Source organism: Microbacterium laevaniformans, assembly GCF_016907555.1.
Lineage (GTDB): Bacteria > Actinomycetota > Actinomycetes > Actinomycetales > Microbacteriaceae > Microbacterium > Microbacterium laevaniformans.
Genome location: NZ_JAFBCE010000001.1, coordinates 2338758 through 2359575 on the forward strand (window position 1 = coordinate 2338758; position 20818 = coordinate 2359575).

At 70.1% G+C, this 20818-nt stretch carries 19 protein-coding genes and 1 tRNA gene; 5 read left to right on the plus strand and 15 right to left on the minus strand.

Annotation, left to right across the window (positions count from 1 at the left end):
- Positions 1-20 precede the first annotated feature (20 nt).
- The gene (locus tag JOE53_RS11175) at positions 21-1052 is read right to left on the minus strand and encodes a DUF2804 domain-containing protein (protein WP_204947766.1); all 1032 of its coding nucleotides are present in this window, start codon (positions 1050-1052) and stop codon (positions 21-23) included.
- Positions 1053-1177: 125 nt separating this feature from the next.
- A complete protein-coding gene (locus JOE53_RS11180) occupies positions 1178-1633 on the minus strand; it encodes an Hsp20/alpha crystallin family protein (protein ID WP_204947767.1) in 456 nt (151 codons plus the stop codon).
- Between the two features lie 298 nt (positions 1634-1931).
- Between JOE53_RS11180 and JOE53_RS11185 the strand changes: the two genes are divergently transcribed.
- Positions 1932-2921 carry a hypothetical protein gene (locus tag JOE53_RS11185; protein WP_204947768.1) on the plus strand — a complete coding sequence of 330 codons (990 nt, stop codon included), beginning with the start codon at positions 1932-1934 and terminating at the stop codon, positions 2919-2921.
- A gap of 88 nt (positions 2922-3009) precedes the next feature.
- Here JOE53_RS11185 and JOE53_RS11190 read toward each other — a convergent pair whose 3' ends face one another.
- A complete protein-coding gene (locus tag JOE53_RS11190; protein ID WP_204947769.1) occupies positions 3010-4515 on the minus strand; it encodes an L-serine ammonia-lyase, iron-sulfur-dependent, subunit alpha in 1506 nt (501 codons plus the stop codon).
- A 63-nt stretch (positions 4516-4578) separates the two neighbouring features.
- Between JOE53_RS11190 and JOE53_RS11195 the strand changes: the two genes are divergently transcribed.
- On the plus strand, positions 4579-6468 hold the full coding sequence (locus JOE53_RS11195) for an amylosucrase (protein ID WP_204947770.1): 1890 nt from the start codon (positions 4579-4581) through the stop codon (positions 6466-6468).
- A 16-nt stretch (positions 6469-6484) separates the two neighbouring features.
- Here the strand turns inward: JOE53_RS11195 and JOE53_RS11200 are convergent, their stop codons facing one another.
- The 4 genes from JOE53_RS11200 to JOE53_RS11215 form a co-directional block, all read right to left on the minus strand.
- Entirely contained in the window at positions 6485-7009 is a 525-nt protein-coding gene (locus tag JOE53_RS11200; protein WP_005049691.1) for a DUF4395 domain-containing protein, read from the minus strand.
- Positions 7010-7151: 142 nt separating this feature from the next.
- Positions 7152-7224, minus strand: a tRNA-Arg gene (locus JOE53_RS11205).
- A 40-nt stretch (positions 7225-7264) separates the two neighbouring features.
- Positions 7265-7867 carry a hypothetical protein gene (locus JOE53_RS11210; protein WP_005049690.1) on the minus strand — a complete coding sequence of 201 codons (603 nt, stop codon included), beginning with the start codon at positions 7865-7867 and terminating at the stop codon, positions 7265-7267.
- Positions 7868-7928: 61 nt separating this feature from the next.
- Positions 7929-8309 (minus strand): DUF5684 domain-containing protein, encoded by a 381-nt coding sequence (locus JOE53_RS11215; RefSeq protein WP_005049689.1) that lies wholly within the window; start codon positions 8307-8309, stop codon positions 7929-7931.
- 156 nt (positions 8310-8465) lie between these two features.
- Between JOE53_RS11215 and JOE53_RS11220 the strand changes: the two genes are divergently transcribed.
- Positions 8466-8666: a hypothetical protein gene (locus JOE53_RS11220; RefSeq protein WP_005049688.1), complete on the plus strand. Its 201-nt coding sequence runs from the start codon at positions 8466-8468 to the stop codon at positions 8664-8666.
- Positions 8667-8740: 74 nt separating this feature from the next.
- On the opposite strand, the gene JOE53_RS11225 is transcribed toward JOE53_RS11220, so the two are convergent.
- The 3 genes from JOE53_RS11225 to JOE53_RS11235 all read right to left on the minus strand — a co-directional run bounded on the left by JOE53_RS11225 (position 8741) and on the right by JOE53_RS11235 (position 13763).
- Positions 8741-9721 carry an aldose 1-epimerase family protein gene (locus JOE53_RS11225; protein ID WP_005049686.1) on the minus strand — a complete coding sequence of 327 codons (981 nt, stop codon included), beginning with the start codon at positions 9719-9721 and terminating at the stop codon, positions 8741-8743.
- A gap of 16 nt (positions 9722-9737) precedes the next feature.
- Positions 9738-10568, minus strand: coding sequence for a sulfurtransferase (locus JOE53_RS11230; protein ID WP_005049684.1), 831 nt, complete (start codon positions 10566-10568; stop codon positions 9738-9740).
- A 72-nt stretch (positions 10569-10640) separates the two neighbouring features.
- Positions 10641-13763, minus strand: coding sequence for a carbohydrate binding domain-containing protein (locus JOE53_RS11235; protein WP_271171084.1), 3123 nt, complete (start codon positions 13761-13763; stop codon positions 10641-10643).
- 368 nt (positions 13764-14131) lie between these two features.
- Between JOE53_RS11235 and JOE53_RS11240 the strand changes: the two genes are divergently transcribed.
- Entirely contained in the window at positions 14132-15751 is a 1620-nt protein-coding gene (locus tag JOE53_RS11240; protein WP_036282792.1) for an MFS transporter, read from the plus strand.
- Between the two features lie 10 nt (positions 15752-15761).
- Positions 15762-16607 carry an NAD-dependent epimerase/dehydratase family protein gene (locus JOE53_RS11245; RefSeq protein ID WP_016464244.1) on the plus strand — a complete coding sequence of 282 codons (846 nt, stop codon included), beginning with the start codon at positions 15762-15764 and terminating at the stop codon, positions 16605-16607.
- Positions 16608-16649: 42 nt separating this feature from the next.
- Here JOE53_RS11245 and JOE53_RS11250 read toward each other — a convergent pair whose 3' ends face one another.
- From JOE53_RS11250 to JOE53_RS11270, 5 genes are all read right to left on the minus strand, one after another.
- Positions 16650-17282 carry a response regulator transcription factor gene (locus JOE53_RS11250; RefSeq protein WP_016464243.1) on the minus strand — a complete coding sequence of 211 codons (633 nt, stop codon included), beginning with the start codon at positions 17280-17282 and terminating at the stop codon, positions 16650-16652.
- Positions 17276-18385 carry a sensor histidine kinase gene (locus tag JOE53_RS11255; RefSeq protein ID WP_016464242.1) on the minus strand — a complete coding sequence of 370 codons (1110 nt, stop codon included), beginning with the start codon at positions 18383-18385 and terminating at the stop codon, positions 17276-17278. Before JOE53_RS11255 ends, JOE53_RS11250 begins: the two co-directional genes overlap by 7 nt.
- 10 nt (positions 18386-18395) lie before the next feature.
- On the minus strand, positions 18396-19163 hold the full coding sequence (locus tag JOE53_RS11260) for an ABC transporter permease (RefSeq protein ID WP_016464241.1): 768 nt from the start codon (positions 19161-19163) through the stop codon (positions 18396-18398).
- 3 nt (positions 19164-19166) lie between these two features.
- Positions 19167-20099, minus strand: coding sequence for an ABC transporter ATP-binding protein (locus JOE53_RS11265; protein WP_204947771.1), 933 nt, complete (start codon positions 20097-20099; stop codon positions 19167-19169).
- Positions 20100-20186: 87 nt separating this feature from the next.
- Positions 20187-20783 carry a PadR family transcriptional regulator gene (locus JOE53_RS11270; RefSeq protein ID WP_016464239.1) on the minus strand — a complete coding sequence of 199 codons (597 nt, stop codon included), beginning with the start codon at positions 20781-20783 and terminating at the stop codon, positions 20187-20189.
- Positions 20784-20818: the final 35 nt, after the last annotated feature.

Below are 20818 nucleotides of genomic sequence, written 5' to 3' on the forward strand. Positions count from 1 at the left end.
TTCCTCCCGCGCCGCGCCGGTCACCACCGGTTGCGGACGTCCTCTGCGAAGCCCTCGATGCCGTCGAAGCGGAGGGCGGCGCCGTCCACAGCGACCGTACCCGACCAGGTGCCGAAGCACTGGTCCGTGCGCGACGAGATGACGCCGAGATTCGTCGCGGACTTCTTGTCGTAGAACGGCGTGAACACGGCATCCAGCCCTCCCCCATGCACCCGCCACGGCCGCAGCGGCGCGGCGAGGTCGTAGTCCCAGGCGACGGGCTCGGAGATCTTGTGCAGCGTGCCGTCGAGCACGACGGCGTTCTCCGTCGACCCCGTCCCGTCGGTCCATCGCCCTCCGACCTGGATGCCGAGGCTGCGTCCGTCTGCGAGGGTTCCCGACCCGGCGCCCCAGTTCCACGACACGTCGTAGCTCCAGCGTCCACGCCCGTGATCCAGCACCGCCCACGATCCCGCCGGCACCTCGTAGTCGACGCCGTCGAGCGTCGGCACTCCGGATGCCGGGAACGCGACGTCCTTCACGGTGTACTGGAACCGCCGCGACGACCACGGCACCACGACCGCCAGCAGCTCGTGTCCGGGCGGGCGGCGCACCGTGATGTCGAAGGACGCGTCCGGGATCTCGGCGTGCAGACGCCAGAGCGACCCGCGCTCGGCCGGCGTGATGGTGGCGGCGAGGTCGGCGTGCCGCGCGATCGTGATGCCGGTGCCCAGCGAGGCGGGCAGCGACACCTCCCGCGACGGCAGCACCGTGACGCTGCGGCCCCACGAACGCATCGTGGCCCGATCGTGGATCCACGCCTCGTGCACGGCGGCGTAGTCCAGCGACGACACCGTGAGCGACACGATGTGCGTGGGCGTCATGACGTTCCAGTACTCCCACCTCTTGTTGCGCCCCCACGATCGGACGAAGCGTCCGCGTCCGATGCCGCGGGTGTCGACGAGCGGCGAGCGGGCGAAGCCGATCGCCGCCGGATTGAGGCGGCCGTCGGGGCGGGTGAGGGAGACGGGTTCGGTGAGCTCGCGCTCGCGCGCGGCGGGGGGTGCGGTCATCGGCATCCTTGCTGACGTTCCGAGTGCTGGTGCTTCCGGTGGGTGCTTCGACACTAGCGCGCAGGCGCGAACCGCCCCGGTCCTCGCGGACACGGGGCGGTTGTGCGCGGGTGCGCGGACCGGCACTATTGCTCGACCGGGTGCGGCTCCTGCGCCGACTCGTGCGCCTGGATCGTGGGCGCACCGCCGTCGGCGACGACCTGGACCTTGCGCGGCTTCGCCTTCTCGCTCACGGGGATCGTGACCGTCAGCACGCCGTTGCTGTACGTCGCGGCGATGCCGTCGGTGTCGATTCCCTGACCGAGGTTCAGCTGGCGCAGGAAGCTCGCGGTCTCACGCTCCCGCGTGATCCACTTCACGCCGTCGCCCTCGCTGAGGGTGCGCTCGGCGCGGATGGTCAGCAGCTGGCCGTCCACATCGATGTCGACCGAGCCCGGGTCGATTCCCGGAAGGTCGGCGCTCAGGACGTAGCGGTCGCCGTCGCGGTAGAGGTCCATCGGCATCCGGCGGGGTCCCCGGCGCGTGTCGAAGAGGCCCGACGCGATGCGGTCGAGGTCACGGAACGGGTCATACGTGGCCATTGTTCTCTCCTTGTCGTGTGTCACTGTGATGGTCTGTCAAAGTTGAGCCTCATCGACTCAACTAACTTCAGATTAGCACTCGACCCAGGAGAGTGCCAACGGTTCGCGCACAGCGAACGCGCGCGATCGCTGTGCGCCGTTCACCTGGCCCTCGCGCCGGAAGCCGCACTGCTGTTTCAGACACCACCGCCCCTTCAGCACACGGAACCCTTCGTCCCCACGTTCGGTAACAGCGCAAGTTCTCCACGAACCCGCGGACGGTGGCCACGACATCAGGAGATGGGCCCATCATGAGCGCATGCCGCGCTCACCCCGACCACTTCCGCCGACATTGCCGCAGGTGTTCACCGCCGCCGACGCGTCGACGGCCGGCGTCACTCGCGGGCGCCTCTCGGCTAGCGACCTCGACGCACCGTTCCGCGGAGTCCGCGTCCGGCGCGACACGGACGGCGCCGCACCGCACGACGAGGACACGCCGGACGAGATCGCGCGGCGCAACATCCTGGGTCGCGTCCGCGCCCACGCACTCGTGCTGCCGCCCCCTGCGTTCTACACCGGGACGACGGCGCTCGCGATCCACGGGCTCCCCTTCCCCGACGCGGATGCCGCGGCATCCGCCGACCTCGACGTCGCCGTTCCCGCGCCACACCGTGCGCTCCGGCGGACGGGCATCACCGCCGTGCAGATCAGCCCGATGCTCGTTCACACCACCGTCCGGGCGGGCCTTCCGGTCGCGACGCCCGCCTCCGCCTGGGCGATGCTCGCCCGCGAGCACACGGTTCGAGACCTGGTGGTGATCGGTGATGCGATCATCCGCGTGCCCCGCGACGGATGGGGGCGGCGTCTGCCCGACGCTCAACACGCCGGACTCGAGAAGCTGGCCGCGGCTGTCTCCGCAGGCCGCCGTTGCGGAATCGCGAAGCTCCGTGCCGCGCTTCCCCTGCTGCGCACCGGCAGCATGTCGCCGCTCGAGACGGACTGGCGACTGTCGCTCATCGGGACGGGCCTGCCGGAGCCCGAGCTCGACGTGGAGGTGCGCGCGCCCGACGGTCGGCTGCTCGGCATCAGCGATGGCGCGTTCGTGACGCACCGCGTCGCGATCGAGATCGAGGGCGATCACCACCGCACCTCGCGTCGCCAGTGGGTGCGCGACCTCGAGAAGTACTCCGACTACGCGAACCTCGGCTGGGATGTTGTGCGCCTGAGCGCCGCGCACATCCGACACGATCCCTCGCGGGGAGTCGCGCTGGTCCGCGCCGCCCTCGCACGCCGAGGTTGGCACGCGTGACCGGTCGCTCGGTTGACGCTTGCACCGGTAATCACATCGCAATTTCCCGCGCGAACGCCAACTGAACCGCGGCAGGCGCGCGCGGCGCTCAGCACTCGACGACGTTGACGGCGAGTCCGCCCTCGCTGGTCTCCTTGTATTTGGTCGACATGTCGATGCCCGTCTGACGCATCGTCTCCACGACGGCATCCAGCGGCACGTAGTGCGTGCCGTCGCCGCGCAGCGCGAGGCGCGCGGCCGTGACGGCGGTGGATGCCGCGATCGCGTTGCGCTCGATGCAGGGGATCTGCACGAGCCCACCCACGGGGTCGCACGTGAGCCCCAGGTGGTGCTCCATCGCAATCTCGGCGGCGTTCTCGATCTGACGGTTCGTGCCGCCCATCACGGCCGTCAAGCCGCCGGCAGCCATCGCGCACGCCGAACCCACCTCGGCCTGACACCCGCCCTCGGCTCCGGAGATCGACGCGTTCGCCTTGAAAAGCGAGCCGAGCGCCGTCGCCGTCAGCAGGAATCGACGGATGCCGCGGCGCCGGTTCGCCTCGGCGAGCTCCTGCGCGGTGGCGACGATGTCCTCCGACCCGTGCGCCGCCTCGCCCGCCTCGCGGCCGCCCGGACCGTGCAGCCCGAGCAGCGCCGAGCCGACGAGCTCGCCGTAGGGCGTCACCGCGTTCTCCGCTCCGATGCCGGCATCCGCGAGGAAGCGCCACCAGTACATCGCCACGGCCGGGAGGATGCCGGCGGCGCCGTTCGTCGGCGCTGTCACGACGCGTCCTCCGGCGGCGTTCTCCTCGTTCACGGCCAGTGCGAACGCACCGAGCCACTCCCCCGGCAGCTCGCGTCCGGTCGCCTCGACGCTCTCCAGCTGGGCGCGGATCGCGCCCGCGCGCCGCTTCACCTTCAGCATTCCCGGCAGCACCCCGTCGGCGTGCAGCCCGGCGTCGACGCACGAGGCCATCGCGTCCCAGATGGCATCGAGCCCGGCAGCGACCTCCGCTTCGGGCCGCAGCGCCTCCTCGTTGCGGCGCGCGACCTCCGCGATCGTCAGCCCGTACGTATCGCAGACGTCCAGCAGTTGCGCCGCTGTCGCGTAGGGCAGCGGGAAGGATGCCGCGGCCACCACCGCCGGCTCACCCTCGCGCCGGATGAACCCGCCGCCGATCGAGTAGTAGGTGTCTTCGTGCAATGCGAGACCCGCGGCATCCCGCGCGACGAGCGTCATCGCATTGGGGTGTCCGGGAAGACGCGTCCGCGGCGCGAGCACGATGTCCGACCGAGAGAAGGGGATCGGCGTGCGACCCTCCATCAGGAGGAGCGCGCCGTCGGACCAGTCGGTCCAGGCGCCGCGCACGTGAGCCGGATCGACGGTCTCGGGCACGTACCCCTGCAGGCCGGCGACGACCGCGTCGGGGGTACCGTGCCCGATGCCGGTAGCGCCGAGTGAGCCGTAGAGGGCGCACTCCACGCGGGCGAGGGTCGGCAGATCGGCGACGCGGCGCGCGAAATCGCGAGCCGCGCGCAGCGGGCCCACCGTATGGGAGCTCGACGGTCCCACCCCGATGGAGAACAGGTCGAACGCCGAGACGTACGCACTCACGCGTGTGAGCCTACGCCGCCTCCCGGTCGGGCCCGCCCGATACGCTGAGACGGAGGGGGCACCATGACCGCACTGACCACGTCCGACGCCGATCGCGGCGCGGCACTCGAGGCCTGCGAGGCGGCAGGGCGTGTGGATGACGCGTTCCTCGCCCGGTTCGACGAGCAGTTCCCGCGGCTGCACGAGCTCTTCACCCGCCTCTACGGCGAGCGTGCCGACGGCAGGGAGCAGCTGGCGGCGACGGTGGCGGCGGCATCCTCCTCGTGGAACGCGCGTCCCCTCGATCTGAAGGTGCACGACGCACAGCGCGCCGCCGACCCCGAGTGGTTCCAGTCCGAGCGCATGCTGGGCGGTGTCTGCTACGTCGACCGCTTCGCCGGCAACCTCGCCGGCGTGCGCGAGCTGATCCCCTCGTTCCGCGAGCTCGGGCTCACCTACCTTCACCTCATGCCGCTGTTCGACGCTCCCCTCGGCGACAACGACGGTGGCTACGCGGTGTCGAGTTACCGGCGCGTGAATCCGAGCCTGGGCACGATGGCGCAACTGGCCGAGCTCGCGGCGGAGCTGCGGATGGCGGGCATCTCACTCGTGCTGGACTTCATCTTCAATCACACCAGCGACGAGCACGAGTGGGCGCAGAAGGCCGTGGCGGGCGATCCCGACTACGCCGACTTCTACCTGATCTTCCCCGACCGGGACATGCCCGACGCCTACGAACGCACCACGCGCGAGATCTTCCCCGACGACCACCGCGGCTCGTTCGTGCAGCTCGAGGACGGCCGCTGGATCTGGTCGACGTTCTACCACTACCAGTGGGATCTGAACTACGCGAACCCGGCCGTGTTCCGCGCGATGGCGGGCGAGATGCTGTTCCTGGCGAACCAGGGCGTCGAGGTACTCCGGATGGATGCCGTGGCCTTCATCTGGAAACGCCTGGGGACCTCCTGCGAGTCGCTGCCCGAAGCCCACCTGCTGCTGCAGGCGTTCAACGCGGTGCTCGCGATGGCCGCCCCCGGCATGGTCTTCAAGTCGGAGGCGATCGTCCACCCCGATGAGGTGGTCAGCTACATCTCACTCGAGGAGTGCGAGCTGTCGTACAACCCGCTGCAGATGGCGCTGACGTGGGAGGCTCTCGCCACCCGTGACGGCCGGCTGTTGCAGCAGGCGCTGGATCGTCGCCACGAGCTGCCGCCCGGCACCGCCTGGGTGAACTATGTCCGCAGTCACGACGACATCGGTTGGACGTTCGCCGACGAGGATGCCGCGGAGTTCGGCATCGACGGTTACGCCCACCGGCAGTTCCTCAACCGCTTCTACACGGGCCGCCACGAGGGCACGTTTGCACGCGGCGTCGCCTTCCAGGAGAACCCCGCCACCGGCGATGCCCGCGTCACCGGGACGACGGCATCCCTCGCCGGAATCGAAGCCGGCGACCCGGGCGGCGAGGATCGCGTGGTGCTCGCGCACGCGCTCGCCCTGTCGACCGGCGGCATCCCCCTGCTGTATCTCGGCGACGAGGTCGCCCAGCTGAACGACTACTCCTACGCCGACGACCCTGTCCGCCGCGGCGACACCCGCTGGGTACACCGCGGCAATCGTCCGCGCGACGCCTACGCGCAGCGCGGCGACGACACCACACCGGCCGGACGCGTGTTCCGCCGGCTCACCAAGTTGATCTCGGTGCGTCAGCAAGCTCCGGAGCTCGCCGGAAACACCCTCATCCCGTTCCACACCCCGCATCCCGCCGTCGTCGGCTACCAGCGCCCCGGGCCCGAGACGACGCTCCTGGTGCTGGCGAACGTCGGGGATGCCGAGGTCACGATCGATCCGCTCACGCTGTCGGGCTTCGAGCGCACCGCGTTCGACCCCGTGCACGACGCGAGCGTCGACCTCGACGAGGGCGTCACGCTACGCCCGCACGGGTTCGTCTGGCTGCGCGTCACGCCCGTCTGACGGGCGCGCTCGTCCCTCAGGCGCCCAGCAGCCCGCCCCGCGGGCGGAACACGCCGGCACGGGCGAGCGCGAGGTAGAGCAGGCAGCCGAGGCACACGCCGAAGGCGGCGTTGAGGAACGCGGCGATGAATGCGAGGGCCGCGGCGATCGGCAGGGCCCACGCGACGCCCGCGACATGCAGCACGAGGCCGACCGTCACGACGACGAATCCGATGACCTGCGCGAAGCGCGGAGGACGCGGGTCTTCGAGGTCGACCGGCGGCTGCAGGCGCGGACGGATGGCGACCCGGTACAGCGCACCCCACGGCGCCGTCCGCGGAGCGGCGAAACCCCACACGAAGAGGAGGTCGACGACGAGCAGCAGCAGGAACGCCGGATCGGCGAGCCTCTCGGCGAAAGTCGCGGCCTCGCGCACAGACGTTCCCAGCAGGGCGACGAACGTGCCGGCCAGCAGGAGCACGGCGGTGATGGATGCCGCGAAGCGCGGACCCCGGGGGTCGATGCCGGCGGGGCGGACGGAGGCGGGAACGGAAGTGGCCACGCAGATACGTTAGGTCGCCGCGCAGGCGTCGGGGCCGGGATCGTCACACTTCTTCACGCACGCGCGATCGCCGATGCCGCCGGAGAACGAGAAAGGCCCGCGGCATGCCGCGGGCCTTTCTCGTTACTGTCTCAACACAGTGTGCGCCCGAAGGGACTCGAACCCCTAACCTTCTGATCCGTAGTCAGATGCTCTATCCATTGAGCTACGGGCGCAGTTTCCGGCACCTCTGGGAGGGCCGAGGACCAGCTTAGCCTACGCGCCGGGATGTGACGAATCGGGGTCCTGCTGCTTCTGCTGAGCCGCGACGCTGCGCCGATGGGCGCGAAGTTTCGGAAGGTCCACGAGCCGCAGTGCCTGCATCCGCGCCGTGCGCATACGCTCGTAGTCCGGGTCGAGATCGGGGCGCGCGGCCTCGATCCGCAGCGTCCGATCGATGTTGCCGGCCACCTCTGCCCACGCGGCATCCCGCGCGTCCAGGACGAGCTTGCGCAGCTCTTCGGTGTCGTCGGCGCGACGCCGCAGCTCATGGGCGACGTGCAGCGACTGCTTCTGGCGGCGGCGGAGGTTGCGCACATCGCGACTGCGATAATCGTGCGTGCCGTCCGAGTCGGTGTGGCGGCCGCGGGCAGCGCGACGCTGCCGTTCGGTGCGCGCCGCATCGTCCTCCGCTTCCGCGGCGAGGGTCTCCAGGGCTTCCTTGGCCTCGGGGAGATACCGATCGAGGTCGAAGTCTTCTCCCTCGGCGAGGATGTGGACGAGGATCGTGTTCTTCAGGCTCAGCCGCGTCGCCGCGGACGCGATGTACAGCCCCTCCGCGACCACGTCACGGGTGCGTACGCGCTTCTCGTTGACCACGGCATCCCCTCCCCTCGATCCTAGGGAAGACCGACGCCGGGACGGAATGCGCGACGGGCGCTCAGGCCGGCGACGTGTACCGATCGGAGCTGAAGCCGATGATGAAGAACCCGATGGGGGCGAACAGCAGCAGCAGCACGATCGAGAAGAAGGCGCCGTGGCCGAAACCGCGGCCGATGCGGATCGCCACGATGATGAAGAAGATGACGTTGACGATCGGAACGATCGCCAACAACCCCCACCACGCCGAGAATCCTGCGATCTTCATCTGGATGAACCAGTTCACGATGGGGATGAGGGCGAGGATGCCGGGGTATCCGGCCTTGCTGAACACCTTCCACATCGCCACCGCGAGCAGCACGTAGTAGACGACGAACAGGACGAGACCGGTGCCGCCGCCGAAAGCCGCCTGCCACTGGTCCAGAGTGCCGGTGTTGTTCACGGCGCCGTCCTCGGGGTCGTGCGCGCCCGCCCACCAGCGCAGGCTGCGGCGATCGCGCAGGCTGCGGTTAGCACGGGCACGGCACCGGCGGCAAGCCCTTTCATGTGGCGCAGAGGGTTCGTACCGTGGAAGTCCGACCTGATGAAAGGAGTCGCCATGGGATTCATCGACGACGCGAAGGACGCGGCCGAGACGGCCGGCCGGAAGATCAAGGAAGGCTTCGAGGACACGGTCGACCGTGTCTCCGACAAGATCGACGAGGCGAAGGCCGACGCCGAGGTCAAGAAGGCCGAAGCCGAGCGCGACTCCGTCCACAAGCGCAACGAGATCAAGGAAGAGATCCGCGGCGACCACTGAGTCGTCTCCTCACGCCGAAGGGCCCCGACACGTCCGTGTCGGGGCCCTTTCGCGTGAGAGGGCGACTGCCGCAGTCAGATACCGACGGCGGCGATGCGCCAGGATGCCGAGACCGATCCGCCGGCCGGGATGACGATCAGGCCCGCGTCGTAGTCGTAGCGATCGGCGTTGAAGGCGTCCGGAGCGCAGGTCATCGGCTCGACGGCGAGGCCGGCGCGGTGACCGGGATCGGGGCTGCCGTCGGCCAGCGGCGGGCGGTCGGCCGTGTGGATCTGCACCCAGGGGCATGCCTGATCCCAGACCATCTCCACGCCGGTACCGGACGGGTCGACCAACCGCACGGTCGCCACACCGTCCGCGCGGGACAGCCCGGTGAACGCGTGATCGATCTCCACATCGCCGAGCACCCGCGGCGCGCGCCAGTCGAAACGATCCGAGCCGGCGACCTCGGCGAGCGCGATGGGAGCGAGCTGGTGGTCGGTGACCTCGAGCACCCGGTCGGCGGGCAGCGTCAGCGTCCACCCGTCCAGCGGCGCAGAACCGGCCACCAGATACGGATGCGGACCGGTGCCGAACGGCGCGGCATCCGCGCTCTCATTCGTCGCCGCCACGGTCTGGGTGAGACCGTCGGCACCCAACCGGTAGGTCGTCTCCACACGCACGCGCCACGGGTAGCCGGACTGCGGCACGATCACCGCCGCCAGCGTGACCGCGTCGGCGGTGTGATCGACGACGGCGAAGTCGAGCCAGACGGCGAGGCCGTGCAGCGCATTCGGGCGGCCGATGTCACTGAGCGCGAGTTCGTAGCTGTGCCCGCCGAAGGAATACGCGCCGTCGACGACGCGATTCGGCCAGGGGGCGAGAGTGGCACCGCGGAAGGCGGGGCGCACCTCGTCGGCAGCGAAGGGCACGACGAGGTCGCGCCCGTCGAACGTGAGCGCACGCAGCGACGCGCCGACGCTGGCGATGTGCGCTTCGTAGGCTCCGTGACGGAGGGTCACGTCGGTCCCCGAGGCGGGAACGGACGCGGTGGTCGGGGCAGGTGTCTGTGGCATCGTCAACATCGTAGTGTCAGGGGTGGTCGCCGGTGGCGACCGGCCGGTCGGGAGTATTCGACCACTGGCTCCAGGAGCCCGGGTACAGAGCCGCGTCGTGGCCCGCGACCGCGAGCGCCAGAACGGCGTGGGCAGCGGTGATGCCCGAGCCGCAGTAGACACCGACGGACTGTCCCTCCAGATCGGCGTAGCGGGAACGCAGCACGTCGGGGGCGAGGAGCCGGCCCTCGGCATCCAGGTTCTCGGTGGTCGGCGCGTTGCGGGCGCCCGGGATGTGTCCGGCGGCGGGGTCGAGCGGTTCGACGTCGCCGCGGTAGCGCTCCGGTGCGCGGGCGTCCAGGAGCACGCCGCTGTATGCAAGGGATGCCGCGGCGTCGATGTCGAGCCTGCGGCGCTGTCCCGCATGCAGCGTCACGGCGCCCGGCGTGGGGGTCACGTCGCCGGTCTCGAGGGCCCCTCCGGCGGCGCGCCACGCGCGGAGCCCGCCGTCGAGCACCCGGGCGGGAACGCCGGCGTCCGTGAGCATCCACCAGGCGCGGGCCGCGGCGAACGAGTTCCAATCGTCGTAGACGACGACGGTGTCGCCGTCATCGATCCCCCATCTGCGCACGGAACGCTCGAAGTCAGCCGGAGATGGAAGGGGATGACGCCCCTCGCTCGCAGCCCCGTGCACGGCGAGCTCGCCGTCCATGCGGACGTAGACGGCACCGGGCACGTGGCCGTCGCGGTACGCCTCCGCACCGTCGGGGGCGTCGAGACGGTAACGCACATCGAGGACGACCGGCGGCGTGAGAGAGCCCAGCTGGGCCTTCAGCTCGGAGGGGGTGATGAGGGGAGACATGCTCATGGGAGAGAGGTTACGCGCGAGCACGTACGGGCGGACGCCGACTTCTCGGCATCCGCCCGCACGCTCAGGGGATCAGTCCGAGACGCGGCTCAGGTGGCGGCGGCGCCAGATCACGGCCCCACCCGCCAACAGGAGCAGCACCCCGGCGAACGCACCTGCAGCCAGCCCGCCGGACTGACCGCCGGTCGCGGCGAGGTTCGAGCCGCCCGCCGCGGGTGCCGGCGTCGACGCACCTGGGCCCGTGCCCGGATCGCCGCCCGCGTCGCCGGCGGCGAGCACGGTGATCGCCGCGGACGCGACGACCTCACCATCGACCCGCACCTGGATGGTGTGGGTGCCCGGTTCGAGGTCGGACGGGATGACGACCGGCGCGGAGAACGCGCCATCGACGACATCCGCCTCCGCGAGCGCCCGGTAGGTGCTGGCCACACCGACCTCGACGCGCGGAACGGTGAAGTCGCTGCCCGTCACGGTGAGCGCGCCGCCGGCACGAACCTCGGTCGCGCTCAGGGCGATCGACGGGTCGTTATCGACGGGCGCCTGCGCGGCCGTGAACGTCCAGTTGTCGACCTCGAACAGCGGACCCGTGGCCTCGACCGCCGCGGACTCGGGCTGGGCGAACACGAAGAACACGTCGTGCGTGCCCGTCGCGCCGGTGACATCGGCGGTGACCGTGGTCCACTCGCCGGCCGTACCCTCCACCGGGAGCGTCGCGACGACCGGGCCGTCGACGTTGTCCAGGCGGACCTGCACCGAGGCGCCTTCGACCAGCGGCTTCACGCGCGCCGACACCGTCGCCGCGCCCTCGCCGAACGCGACCTGCGACAGCGCGGCGAAGTCACCGTCGTCGATGCTGGACAGCGCCATGTTGCCGTTGCCGTTGTGCTCCGGGAACTCGACCGAGGGCTGGGTCGTCGCCGTCGTCTTCACGCCGAGCTGCCAGGCCAGTGTCTCGGCCTCGAACGTACGGTACGGGTCGAAGTCTTCGACCTGCGCAACGCCGGCGCGCGTGCCGACGATGGGCTTGATCGTGCCGTCCGCATTGAACTCGAGCTTGTCGATGTGCACCGAGCGGTACCCCTGCGTCTGTCCCGCCGTGCCGAGGGCCTGCGCCCACGCGGCCCCGCGCGTCTGCGCGTGGTACGTGAAGTAGGTCTCGCCCTTGTAGGTGAACATGTCGGAGTGGTTGTTGCCGCCGTTGCCCGGTCCGAAGAACGTGCTCGGGTTCTGGAAGGCCACACCGGCGTACGTCGAGGCCGGCAGCTTCATCGGGTCATCGGTCATCATGTAGGCGATACCGCCGCGCGACGGATACTGCCCCGGGACCTCGTTCACCTGGAAGTTCGACGAGTACGAGTAGTAGTACTTGCCGTCCCGCTTGAAGATGGACGACGCCTCGAACATGCCGGGGCCGTCGATCTCGACGGGGTCACCGTCGAGGGTGACCATGTCGTCCTTCAGCTTCACGACGCGCGTCGACTTCGGGTTCTGCGGTCCCTGGACGTTGGCGCCCGAGCCGATCTGCGAGTTGCCGCCGAAGTACAGGTACGCCTGACCGTCGTCGTCGATGAACACCTCGGGGTCGAACAGCCACATGCCGGCGGGGAAGCCCCCGTTGTTGACGTAGTCGCGCGAGACGGTGTCGGGGATGATCTTCTTGCCGAGCGGATCGGTCCACGGTCCGAGCGGCGAACCGCCCACGACCACGGCGGTGCCGGTGCCGCTGTCGCAGAAGTACAGGTAGACCTTGCCGTCCTTCTCGATCGCCGCGGGCGCCCACGAGTTGCGCGCCCACGGAGCCGCGCCGCCCTCGCGAGCGATCGGCACGGAGCCGTGATCGACCCAGTTGACCATGTCGGTCGTCGACATGACGTTCAGCGTCGTGATCGCCCCGTACCCGTTCGACGCCGTCGGAAGCCCGTTGGCGTCCTTCGAGTTGGCCTCGTACTGCTGCGTGTCGTTGGTCGAGTAGATGTAGAGGCGACCGTTGTAGATGAGGTGGTGCGGGTCGGCGCCGAACTTGTGGCCCACCAGCGGGTTGTGGTCACCGATCGGCTTGGTCTGCACCTTCTCCAGCGAGGTGAAGCCGGGGCCGGCCGGAGCGTCCGAGATCTTGACGAGCGAGATCTCGTCGACCTGGAAGTCCTGGAGCGCGTTGGAGTTCCACGGGGTCTCGACGAACAGCCAGTCCATGCCGGGGTGGCGCTGGTCGGCGACGAAGTCCTTCGAGAACGATACCCACTCGCCCTTGGTGAAGCTCTGACCACGATCGTCGCAGCCGTTGAAGTTGGCCGGGCAGAAGGTGAAGTTGAACTGCTGGGTGTCGGGGCCCTCGGTGTACTTGAGTTTCGCGCTCAGGCGGTAGCCCGCCCCGGCCTCGAGCTTGCCGGTGACACTGGCGAACGGACCGGATTGCGTGTTCGTGCGGCCTGTGACCTTCAGCGCGTTCAGGCCGCTCGCGGCATCCGTCGTCAGCGCCAGCGTGCCGCCGCGTGGAGCCTGCCACCCGGTGAAGCCGTCGACGAAGCGACCGTCGGGCAGCAGGTTGCCGGGGACGACCGGCACTTCCGGCACCGTGGGCGTCGTCGGCGTCGTGCTCTGAACCGTCAGTGATGCATCGTCGACGACGAAGGAGGCGACGGTCGTGTCCCACGGCGTCTCGACGAAGAGGTAGTCGTACGTGTCGACGGCCGGGGTGAAGGTCTTCGTGAGCGTGAGCCATTCACCCGACGTCGCCGTGCCACCGACCACCGGCGCGCACGCGCTGCGCGAGGCCGTGCAAAGGGTCACGTTGACGTTATGCGTCGCCGGCGTGCCGGTGTATTTGATCGACAGCGACAGATCGTAGGACCGATCGGTCTTCAGCTGCCCGGTCACGGTCGCGGCCGGCCCGGACTGGAACGCCGTCCGGCCGGAGATCTGGATGGCCCCGGTGCCCGTCCGGGCATCGCTGCTGGCCGCAAGCGTGCCGCCGAACGGTGCGCTCCAGCCGGCGATGCCGCCTTCGAACGTGCCGTTGCTCAACAGCTCGGTCGTCGCCGCCGTCGCCGGCGAGGTCGCGAGCGCCGACAGGACCAGCGCGCCGGCCGCGGAGAGGGTGTGGGTGGTTTTTTGTGATGACTCACGTCGATGACTCCTTTGATTGGGTACCTCGGTGCGCCCATCGGCAGGAGCCTCGACGTTCAGTGTGAGCACGCCTCGCGGGGTGTACACTTTCGCCGTTCCAGACCGAGGCGGCTTCGCCGCCCGTGCACAGTCGGGAACACTCCGACGACTCCTCGGACGGTGGGCGCACGCGAAGTGCAGTGCGAGAACGTGCCGGCATGCACGCTCTCCCGATCCCTGTCCGGGGAGTCGTCCGGTCTGTGCGAAGACGGCGGTGCTCGGGTGAGCGACACTGCCCCCGACATCCCGTTCGGATGGAACGTTCGCGATGTTACCGGTACCACAAAGGAGCGGCAAGCCCGCTCCCGCGGTTTCGATGCCCGTTTCGATGGGTTATCGATAACAGCCCCCACCCCGCCTCATAGACATCAACCGGGTCTCGGGTGCATACTTTCAGTATGACTGAAGGTATCGTCGACGCAGCGCCGTCCCGGCGCGAATGGATGGGCCTCGCGGTCCTCGCCGCCGGACTCGGCATGATCGTGCTGGATGGGACGATCGTCGGTGTCGCCATGCCCGACATCATCCGCGACCTCACACTCGACCTGACCGACGCGCAGTGGGTCTCGAGCCTGTACGCGGTGCTGCTCGCGGCGCTCCTGCTGTCCACCGGCAAGCTCGCGGACCGCTTCGGCCGCAAGCTCCTCTTCCTGCTCGGCATCCTGGTCTTCGTCGGCGGCAGTGTGTGGGCTGCGGCATCCACGACGGGCGGGGCGCTCATCTCGGCGCGCGCCGTGCAGGCCGTCGGTGCCGCGTTCATCATGCCGTCGACGCTCTCGACGGTGAACGCCGTCTTCCGGGGCCGCTACCGCGCCGCCGCCTTCGGGGTGTGGGGCGCGGTCATCTCGGGCGCCGCAGCGATCGGACCGCTGGTAGGAGGCGCGCTCACCCAGTACGCCTCGTGGCAGTGGGTGTTCCTGGTGAACCTGCCCTTGGGCGCGGTTGTCTTCGCGCTGGCACTGTGGGCCGTGCCCGAAACGCGAGGTGCCGGCTTCCGCCGCGGCGCCGACGTCGACGGCGCGTTGCTGTCGGCCATCGGTTTCGGCTCGCTCGTCTTCGCCGTCATCGAAGGACCCGATCTGGGCTGGTGGACGCCCAAGACCGACCTCGTGATCGCCGGCTGGGCCTGGCCCGCGTCGGCCCCGGTCTCGATCGTGCCCGTCTGCCTGGCCGTCGCCGCCGTCGCACTGACGCTGTTCGTCTTCTGGGAGCGGCACCGCGAACGCGTGCAACGCGACGCCCTGCTCGATCTGCACCTCTTCTCTCTGCGCACCTTCTCGTGGGGCAATGTGACCGCCGCCATGGTCGCCGTCGGCGAGTTCGCGATCATCTTCGTCCTCCCTCTCTACCTCACGGCGGCGCTCGGACTGTCGATCATGCAGACGGGTCTGGTCCTGGCCGCCATGGCGTTCGGGGCGTTCGCGTCGGGAGCGGCAGCACGACATCTCGCCGCGCGGTTCGGCTCCCCCGGCACCGTGCTGATCGGCCTGGCCCTGGAAGTCATCGGCATCGTGATCCTCGCCGGGATCGTCGCCGCCACGACGCCGGGGTGGGTCATCGCCCTGCCGCTCGTCCTCTACGGCCTCGGCCTCGGCCTCGCCTCTGCCCAGCTCACGGGCACGGTGCTGCGCGATGTGCCGGTGGAGATCAGCGGCCAGGGCTCGGCGACGCAGTCGACCGTCCGCCAGATCGGCACGGCGCTCGGCACCGCGTTCGCCGGGGCGGCACTGTCGGTCTCGCTCGCGCTGACCCTTCCCGGAGCATTGACGGATGCCGGGATCACCGGCCCCGCGGCGTCACAGCTCGCCGACGCGACGCGGACGTCGGCGGGCACCCTGATCTCACAGCTGCGCGCGGAGGGCTCCGCCAGCATGCTCGGAGCACAGACCGATGCCGCCGTGCACGCCCTTTCGGCAGGGTTCGCCGACGCGACCCGCTGGTCACTGCTGCTCGCATCGGTGTTCCTCCTGCTGGGTCTCGTCGGCGCCGCGCAGCTGCGGCGGTTCGCCCGGCGTTAGGCTCGGACCCATGCGCATCGCCGTGACCGGAGCATCCGGAAAGCTGGGAACCGTCGTCGTCCGCGAACTGCGAGCGGCGGGCCATGACGTCGTCGGAATGGACGTCGTCGGCACCCGCGGCGCCGGCTTCGTGCAGGTCGACTTCACCGACTACGGGCAGACCGTCGACGCCCTGCAGGCTGTCAACGACCAGCATCACGGGCTCGACGCGGTCGTGCACCTCGCCGCCATCCCGGCTCCCGGCATCCGCTCCGACGTCGCCACCTTCCACAACAACATCGCGGTCACCTTCAACGTGATGTGGGCGGCGATCCGGCTGGGCATCACCCGCATCGTCACCGCGTCGAGCGAGACCGTGCAGGGCCTGCCGTTCGACGTGCCGCCGCCGTACCTGCCGGTCGACGAGGAGTACGCCGCCCGCCCCGAGACGGTCTACTCGCTCGTGAAGCACCTCGAGGAGACCATGGAGAAGGAGCTCGTGCGGTGGCACCCCGAGGTGTCGATCACCGCGCTGCGCTTCTCGAACGTCATGGTGCCGGCCGACTACGCCGAGTTCCCCTCGTTCGACGCCGACGCGACCCTGCGCAAGTGGAACCTGTGGAGCTACATCGACGCCCGAGACGCCGCCGCCGTCATCGGCCGGGCGCTGGAGGTCGCGCCGGCCGGGTTCGACCACTTCCTCATCGCGAACACCGACACGGTCATGAGCCGCCCGAACGCGGAACTGGTCGCCGAGGTGTTCCCCGACGTCGAGGTCCGCGGCGACCTCGGCGTCAACGATTCGCTCTTCTCGACCGCGAAGGCGCAGCGACTGCTGGGCTGGACCCCCCAGCACTCCTGGCGCGACGAAGTCTGAGCCGCGCGCGGGGCGAACGCCGACGGAAGCAGAGTGCGGCCGCTACAGCCACCCCTTGTCCTGCGCGATCCGCACGGCCTGAGCCCGGTTCGACGCGCCGAGCTTGCCGATCGCGGCGGAGAGGTTGTTGCGAACCGTGCCGGCCGACAAGTACACCTCTGCGGCGATGGCGGGGGCATCGCGGCCGTCGGCGGCAAGGCGGAGGATCTGCCGCTCCCGTTCGCTGAGTGGGTTGGCACCGTCGAACAGGCTCGCCTCGGCGAGCTGCGGGTCGACGACCCGCAGCCCGGCATGCACTCGCCTCACCGCGTCGGCGAGGTGCTCGACCGATGCGTCTTTCACGACGAATCCGGCGGCCCCGGCATCCAAGGCGGCGCGAAGATAGCCCGGTCGGGCGAACGTCGTGACGATGAGCACCCGCGTATGCGGGCTCGCCGCCCGGATCGCCAGGGTCGCCTCGATCCCGTCCCGACCGGGCATCTGGATGTCCATGAGACAGACATCGGGCTGCTCGGCCTCGACGATGCGAAGGGCCTCGTCGCCGTCGCCGGCGACACCGACCACCCTCATGTCCGGCTCGAGATCGAGCAGCGCGGCCAGAGCCCCGCGGAGCATCGCCTGGTCGTCGGCGAGGACGATCCGAATGCCCCCGGCCCGATCTTCGACGCTCACCACGTCACCTCCACGCTCGTGCCGCCCGCACCTGCGGCCGTGATCGACAGCCGCGCCCCCGACATGGCGGCGCGCTCCCGCATCCCCCGCACACCGTTGCCCTCGGGTCCGCGTATGCCGCGCCCGTCGTCGGCCACGACGAGGCCGCCGGGACGGATACGGACCGACACGGCGGAGGCGGAGGCGTGGCGAAGCACGTTCGTCGTCGCCTCCCGGAGGATCCAGCTCGCAGTGAGAGCCTGTGCGGGCGAGAGCGCCTCGGCATCCCCGTGCACGACGAACCCGACACCCGCGGCGCGCAGCACGTCACGGCTCGTCGCCAGTTCGTCGGCGAGCGTCGCACTGCGGATGCCGGCGACGGTCTCCCGCACCCCCGACAGCGCCTCCGCGGTGAGAGCCTCGATGTCGGCGAGCTCGGCGTCGGCGCGCTCGGGATCGGTGGCGATGAGTCGTCGCGCGAGCTGCGCTTTCACGCGCACGACGGTCAGTGAATGGCCGATCAAGTCATGCACGTCGCGCGCGACGGCCTCCCGTCCCTCGCTCGTCGCGAGCTCGACTTCGAGCTGCTGCGCCTGCACGGAGCGGACGATGAGCGCCGTCGTGACGGTGTTGACGGTCGCCAGGAGCACGATGATCGCGAGCACCGCCACGTAATCGACGCCATCCGGCAGCAGAAGCACCGTCGCCGCCGCGACGCCGATTCCGCCCGCGACCGTCGCCCAGTGGGCCGGACGGGTGAGGCCGTAGGACGCGAACGACATGACGAACGGAACGAAGCTCAACGCGTTGCCCGACACCGCGGGGATGGTGAGCGCGGCGCACACGATCAGCGCGCCGAACGCCACCCACTGGATCGGCCTCGGCGGCGTGAGCAGCCCGCCGCCGTCGCCGCTCATGCCGTTGAGGAAGGCTGCGATGTAGATGAGCACGAAGGCGACGAGCGCGACCCAGCCTGTCACGATCCAGCCGGCATCGGCGGCCGATCGCAGCAGGCCGAGAATCGGGTAGATGAGGAAGACGAGCCACACGACGGCCATGACCCAGCCGTAGCGTTCCCAGACCGAGTCGGGGCCCCGCTCCCGCACGCGCCCTGCCTCGCGACTCATGCTCTCGACCCTACCGACGGGCGCGAGAGCGCTTCACGCCGACTCCGACCAGCGCGGCGAACACGACCAGCCACACGACGATGTTGAGGGCGATGCCCCACGGCTGATCGGTCTGACCGGTGGTGAGGACACCGTCGGTGAGCGGCCAGCGCGCGAGCGCCACCACACCGTACATCGGTGTGAACCGGGCGATGTCGAGCATCGTGCCGTCCAACGGCATGAAGACGTTTCCGAAGAATCCGAAGAAGGTCAGCGAGATCGAGGCGAGCGTCGCCGCGCCGTCCGAGCGGAACACGAGCCCCATCCCCAGCCCGTAGAGCCCGAACAGCAGCGCACCGCCGAGAACGAGAACCGCGGAGGCGGCCCAGCGCCATCCGTCCGACGCCTCCGCTCCCGTGGCGGCGCCGACCACGAAGACGAGCGCCACCGCGAGCGTCGCCGCCGCCAGCGCGGTGATCAGCTTCGTCGCCGCGTACCCGGCGGTGCGCAGCGGCGTCATGGCCAGCTGGCGTCCCCATCCCTGCGCCGCCTCGACAGCCGCCGTCGACGTCGCCGAGGTCATCGCCACCGCCGCACCGTAGGCCGCCATCGACACCATGACGTAGAAGCGGACGTTGCCGTGTCCGGCCGACATCCCGCCATAGGCGGCGCCCGCACCGAACAGCAGGTACATCCCCACCGGCATCGCGAGAGTGAACGCGAGCGTGTACGGGTTTCGCACCTGACGCAGCGCCTCCACGCGCAGCATCGTGGGCGAGATCGTGAACGCGTGAGCCATGGGTCAGTCCTCCGTCAGCGCCGTGAAGGCAGTCTCGAGTGTGGGAGCCGTGACCTCGAGGTCGTGGGCGCCGGCACGCAGCAGGGCGAACGCCGCGGCGTCGGCGTCGACGGCGCGCAGGTGAACGCGCCCGCCCTCCTCGCGCAGGTCGGTGACACCGTTCGTCGCAGCGAGAACGCCGACCAGCGCCGCGGCGCCGTCGGCGGGAAGGGCCGCGGCCACCGTGCGGGCGCCGAGGCTCGCCCGCAGCTGCGCCGTCGGAGCGTCCGCGACGATCCGCCCGCGGTGCATCACGACGGTGCGTTGCGCGAAGTGCTCCGCCTCTTCGAGGTAGTGGGTGGCGAAGACGATCGTGCGCCCGGCATCCGCCTGCGCTCGCATCACGTCCCAGAACCGCTGGCGCGCCGTCACGTCCATGCCCGCGGTCGGCTCGTCGAGCACGAGGATCTCGGGATCGGCCACGAGCGCCAGCGCGAAGCGCACCCGCTGCTGCTCCCCGCCCGAGCACTTCGACACCCGACGCCGAGCGAGTGGCTCCAGCGCCGTCTGCCGCATCACTTCCGGCACTCGTTGCAGGGCCGCACGCCCGTGCAGCGAGGCGATCACCTCGACGCTCTCGCGCACCGTGATGTCGCCGAGCAGCCCTCCGGTCTGCAGGACGGCGGCGATGCGACCGGATGCCGCGGCATCCGCCGCCCGCTGCCCGAGCACCCGCACCGTGCCCGCGGTGGGCTCGACCAGCCCGAGCAGCATGTCGAGGGTCGTGGTCTTGCCGGCGCCGTTGGGTCCCAGCAGGGCCACGATCTCGCCCCGGTGAACGGTGAGGTCGATGCCGTCGACCGCGCGCACGGTGCGCTCGCCCAGACCGAAGGAGCGCTCCAGGTCGTCGAGGCGGAGGACGACGGATGCGAGGGTGGCGGCGCGTGCGGTGGTCACACATCCACTCTGATCGCGCACGCCCGGAACGTCAGGAGGGCGCTGTCACGAGCGGAACATGACACGTGTCACGTCTCGGTGCGCCTCTCACGGAGTCGCGGCGGCGCTCCGCGCCGGCCGTCCCCGCTTGGGCCGCTCGGACGAAAGCCCCTGCGCAAGCGAGGCGATCGACGGGCTGGACAGCCGCTCTTCGACGTGTGCGAGCCAGCGCACCTCCGACTCGGCGGTGAACAGCGACGCCGACAGCGGCAGCGCTCCGACCACGGATGCCGGATCGTCGACATCCACGCCGGCGTAGCGCGCCGTCAGTTCGTCGAGCCGCCCCTGAGATGCCGCACGCTGCGCGCGCACCAGGTACAGCACATCGACTCCGGGCAAGGTCGCTGCGAGAGCGACCTTCACCGCCAGTTCGTCGCGGGCTGCTTCCCCCCGCTCGACAGGAGTGTCGAACCATTCGCGCACGGCCGCCGACCCGTCGTCCGTGATGCGCCAGTACACGTGGCCCTGGGCGTCGACGTCGTCTTTGGAGACGAGCCCGTCGCGCTCCAGGCGCTCCAGGGTGTTGTAGATCTGGCCGACGTTCAGCGAGCTCGCCCCGGTGCGTCGCGTGAACTCGGCGCGCAGCTGATACCCGTAGCACGGCGCTTGATCGAGGATCGCCAGCAGGTTGTGACGCACCGACATCTGTGCTCCCCCGACCTTCCAGTATGTAATTTCTC

Excerpts from the sequence above, each read along its gene's own strand:
- JOE53_RS11180 (WP_204947767.1), bottom strand. The coding sequence starts at position 1,633 with ATGGCCACGTATGACCCGTTCCGTGACCTCGACCGCATCGCGTCGGGC.
- JOE53_RS11175 (WP_204947766.1), bottom strand. The coding sequence starts at position 1,052 with ATGACCGCACCCCCCGCCGCGCGCGAGCGCGAGCTCACCGAACCCGTC.
- JOE53_RS11245 (WP_016464244.1), top strand. The coding sequence starts at position 15,762 with ATGCGCATCGCCGTGACCGGAGCATCCGGAAAGCTGGGAACCGTCGTC.
- JOE53_RS11240 (WP_036282792.1), top strand. The coding sequence starts at position 14,132 with ATGACTGAAGGTATCGTCGACGCAGCGCCGTCCCGGCGCGAATGGATG.
- JOE53_RS11260 (WP_016464241.1), bottom strand. The coding sequence starts at position 19,163 with ATGGCTCACGCGTTCACGATCTCGCCCACGATGCTGCGCGTGGAGGCG.
- JOE53_RS11225 (WP_005049686.1), bottom strand. The coding sequence starts at position 9,721 with ATGCCACAGACACCTGCCCCGACCACCGCGTCCGTTCCCGCCTCGGGG.
- JOE53_RS11270 (WP_016464239.1), bottom strand. The coding sequence starts at position 20,783 with ATGTCGGTGCGTCACAACCTGCTGGCGATCCTCGATCAAGCGCCGTGC.
- JOE53_RS11230 (WP_005049684.1), bottom strand. The coding sequence starts at position 10,568 with ATGAGCATGTCTCCCCTCATCACCCCCTCCGAGCTGAAGGCCCAGCTG.
- JOE53_RS11185 (WP_204947768.1), top strand. The coding sequence starts at position 1,932 with ATGCCGCGCTCACCCCGACCACTTCCGCCGACATTGCCGCAGGTGTTC.
- JOE53_RS11195 (WP_204947770.1), top strand. The coding sequence starts at position 4,579 with ATGACCGCACTGACCACGTCCGACGCCGATCGCGGCGCGGCACTCGAG.
- JOE53_RS11220 (WP_005049688.1), top strand. The coding sequence starts at position 8,466 with ATGGGATTCATCGACGACGCGAAGGACGCGGCCGAGACGGCCGGCCGG.
- JOE53_RS11255 (WP_016464242.1), bottom strand. The coding sequence starts at position 18,385 with ATGAGTCGCGAGGCAGGGCGCGTGCGGGAGCGGGGCCCCGACTCGGTC.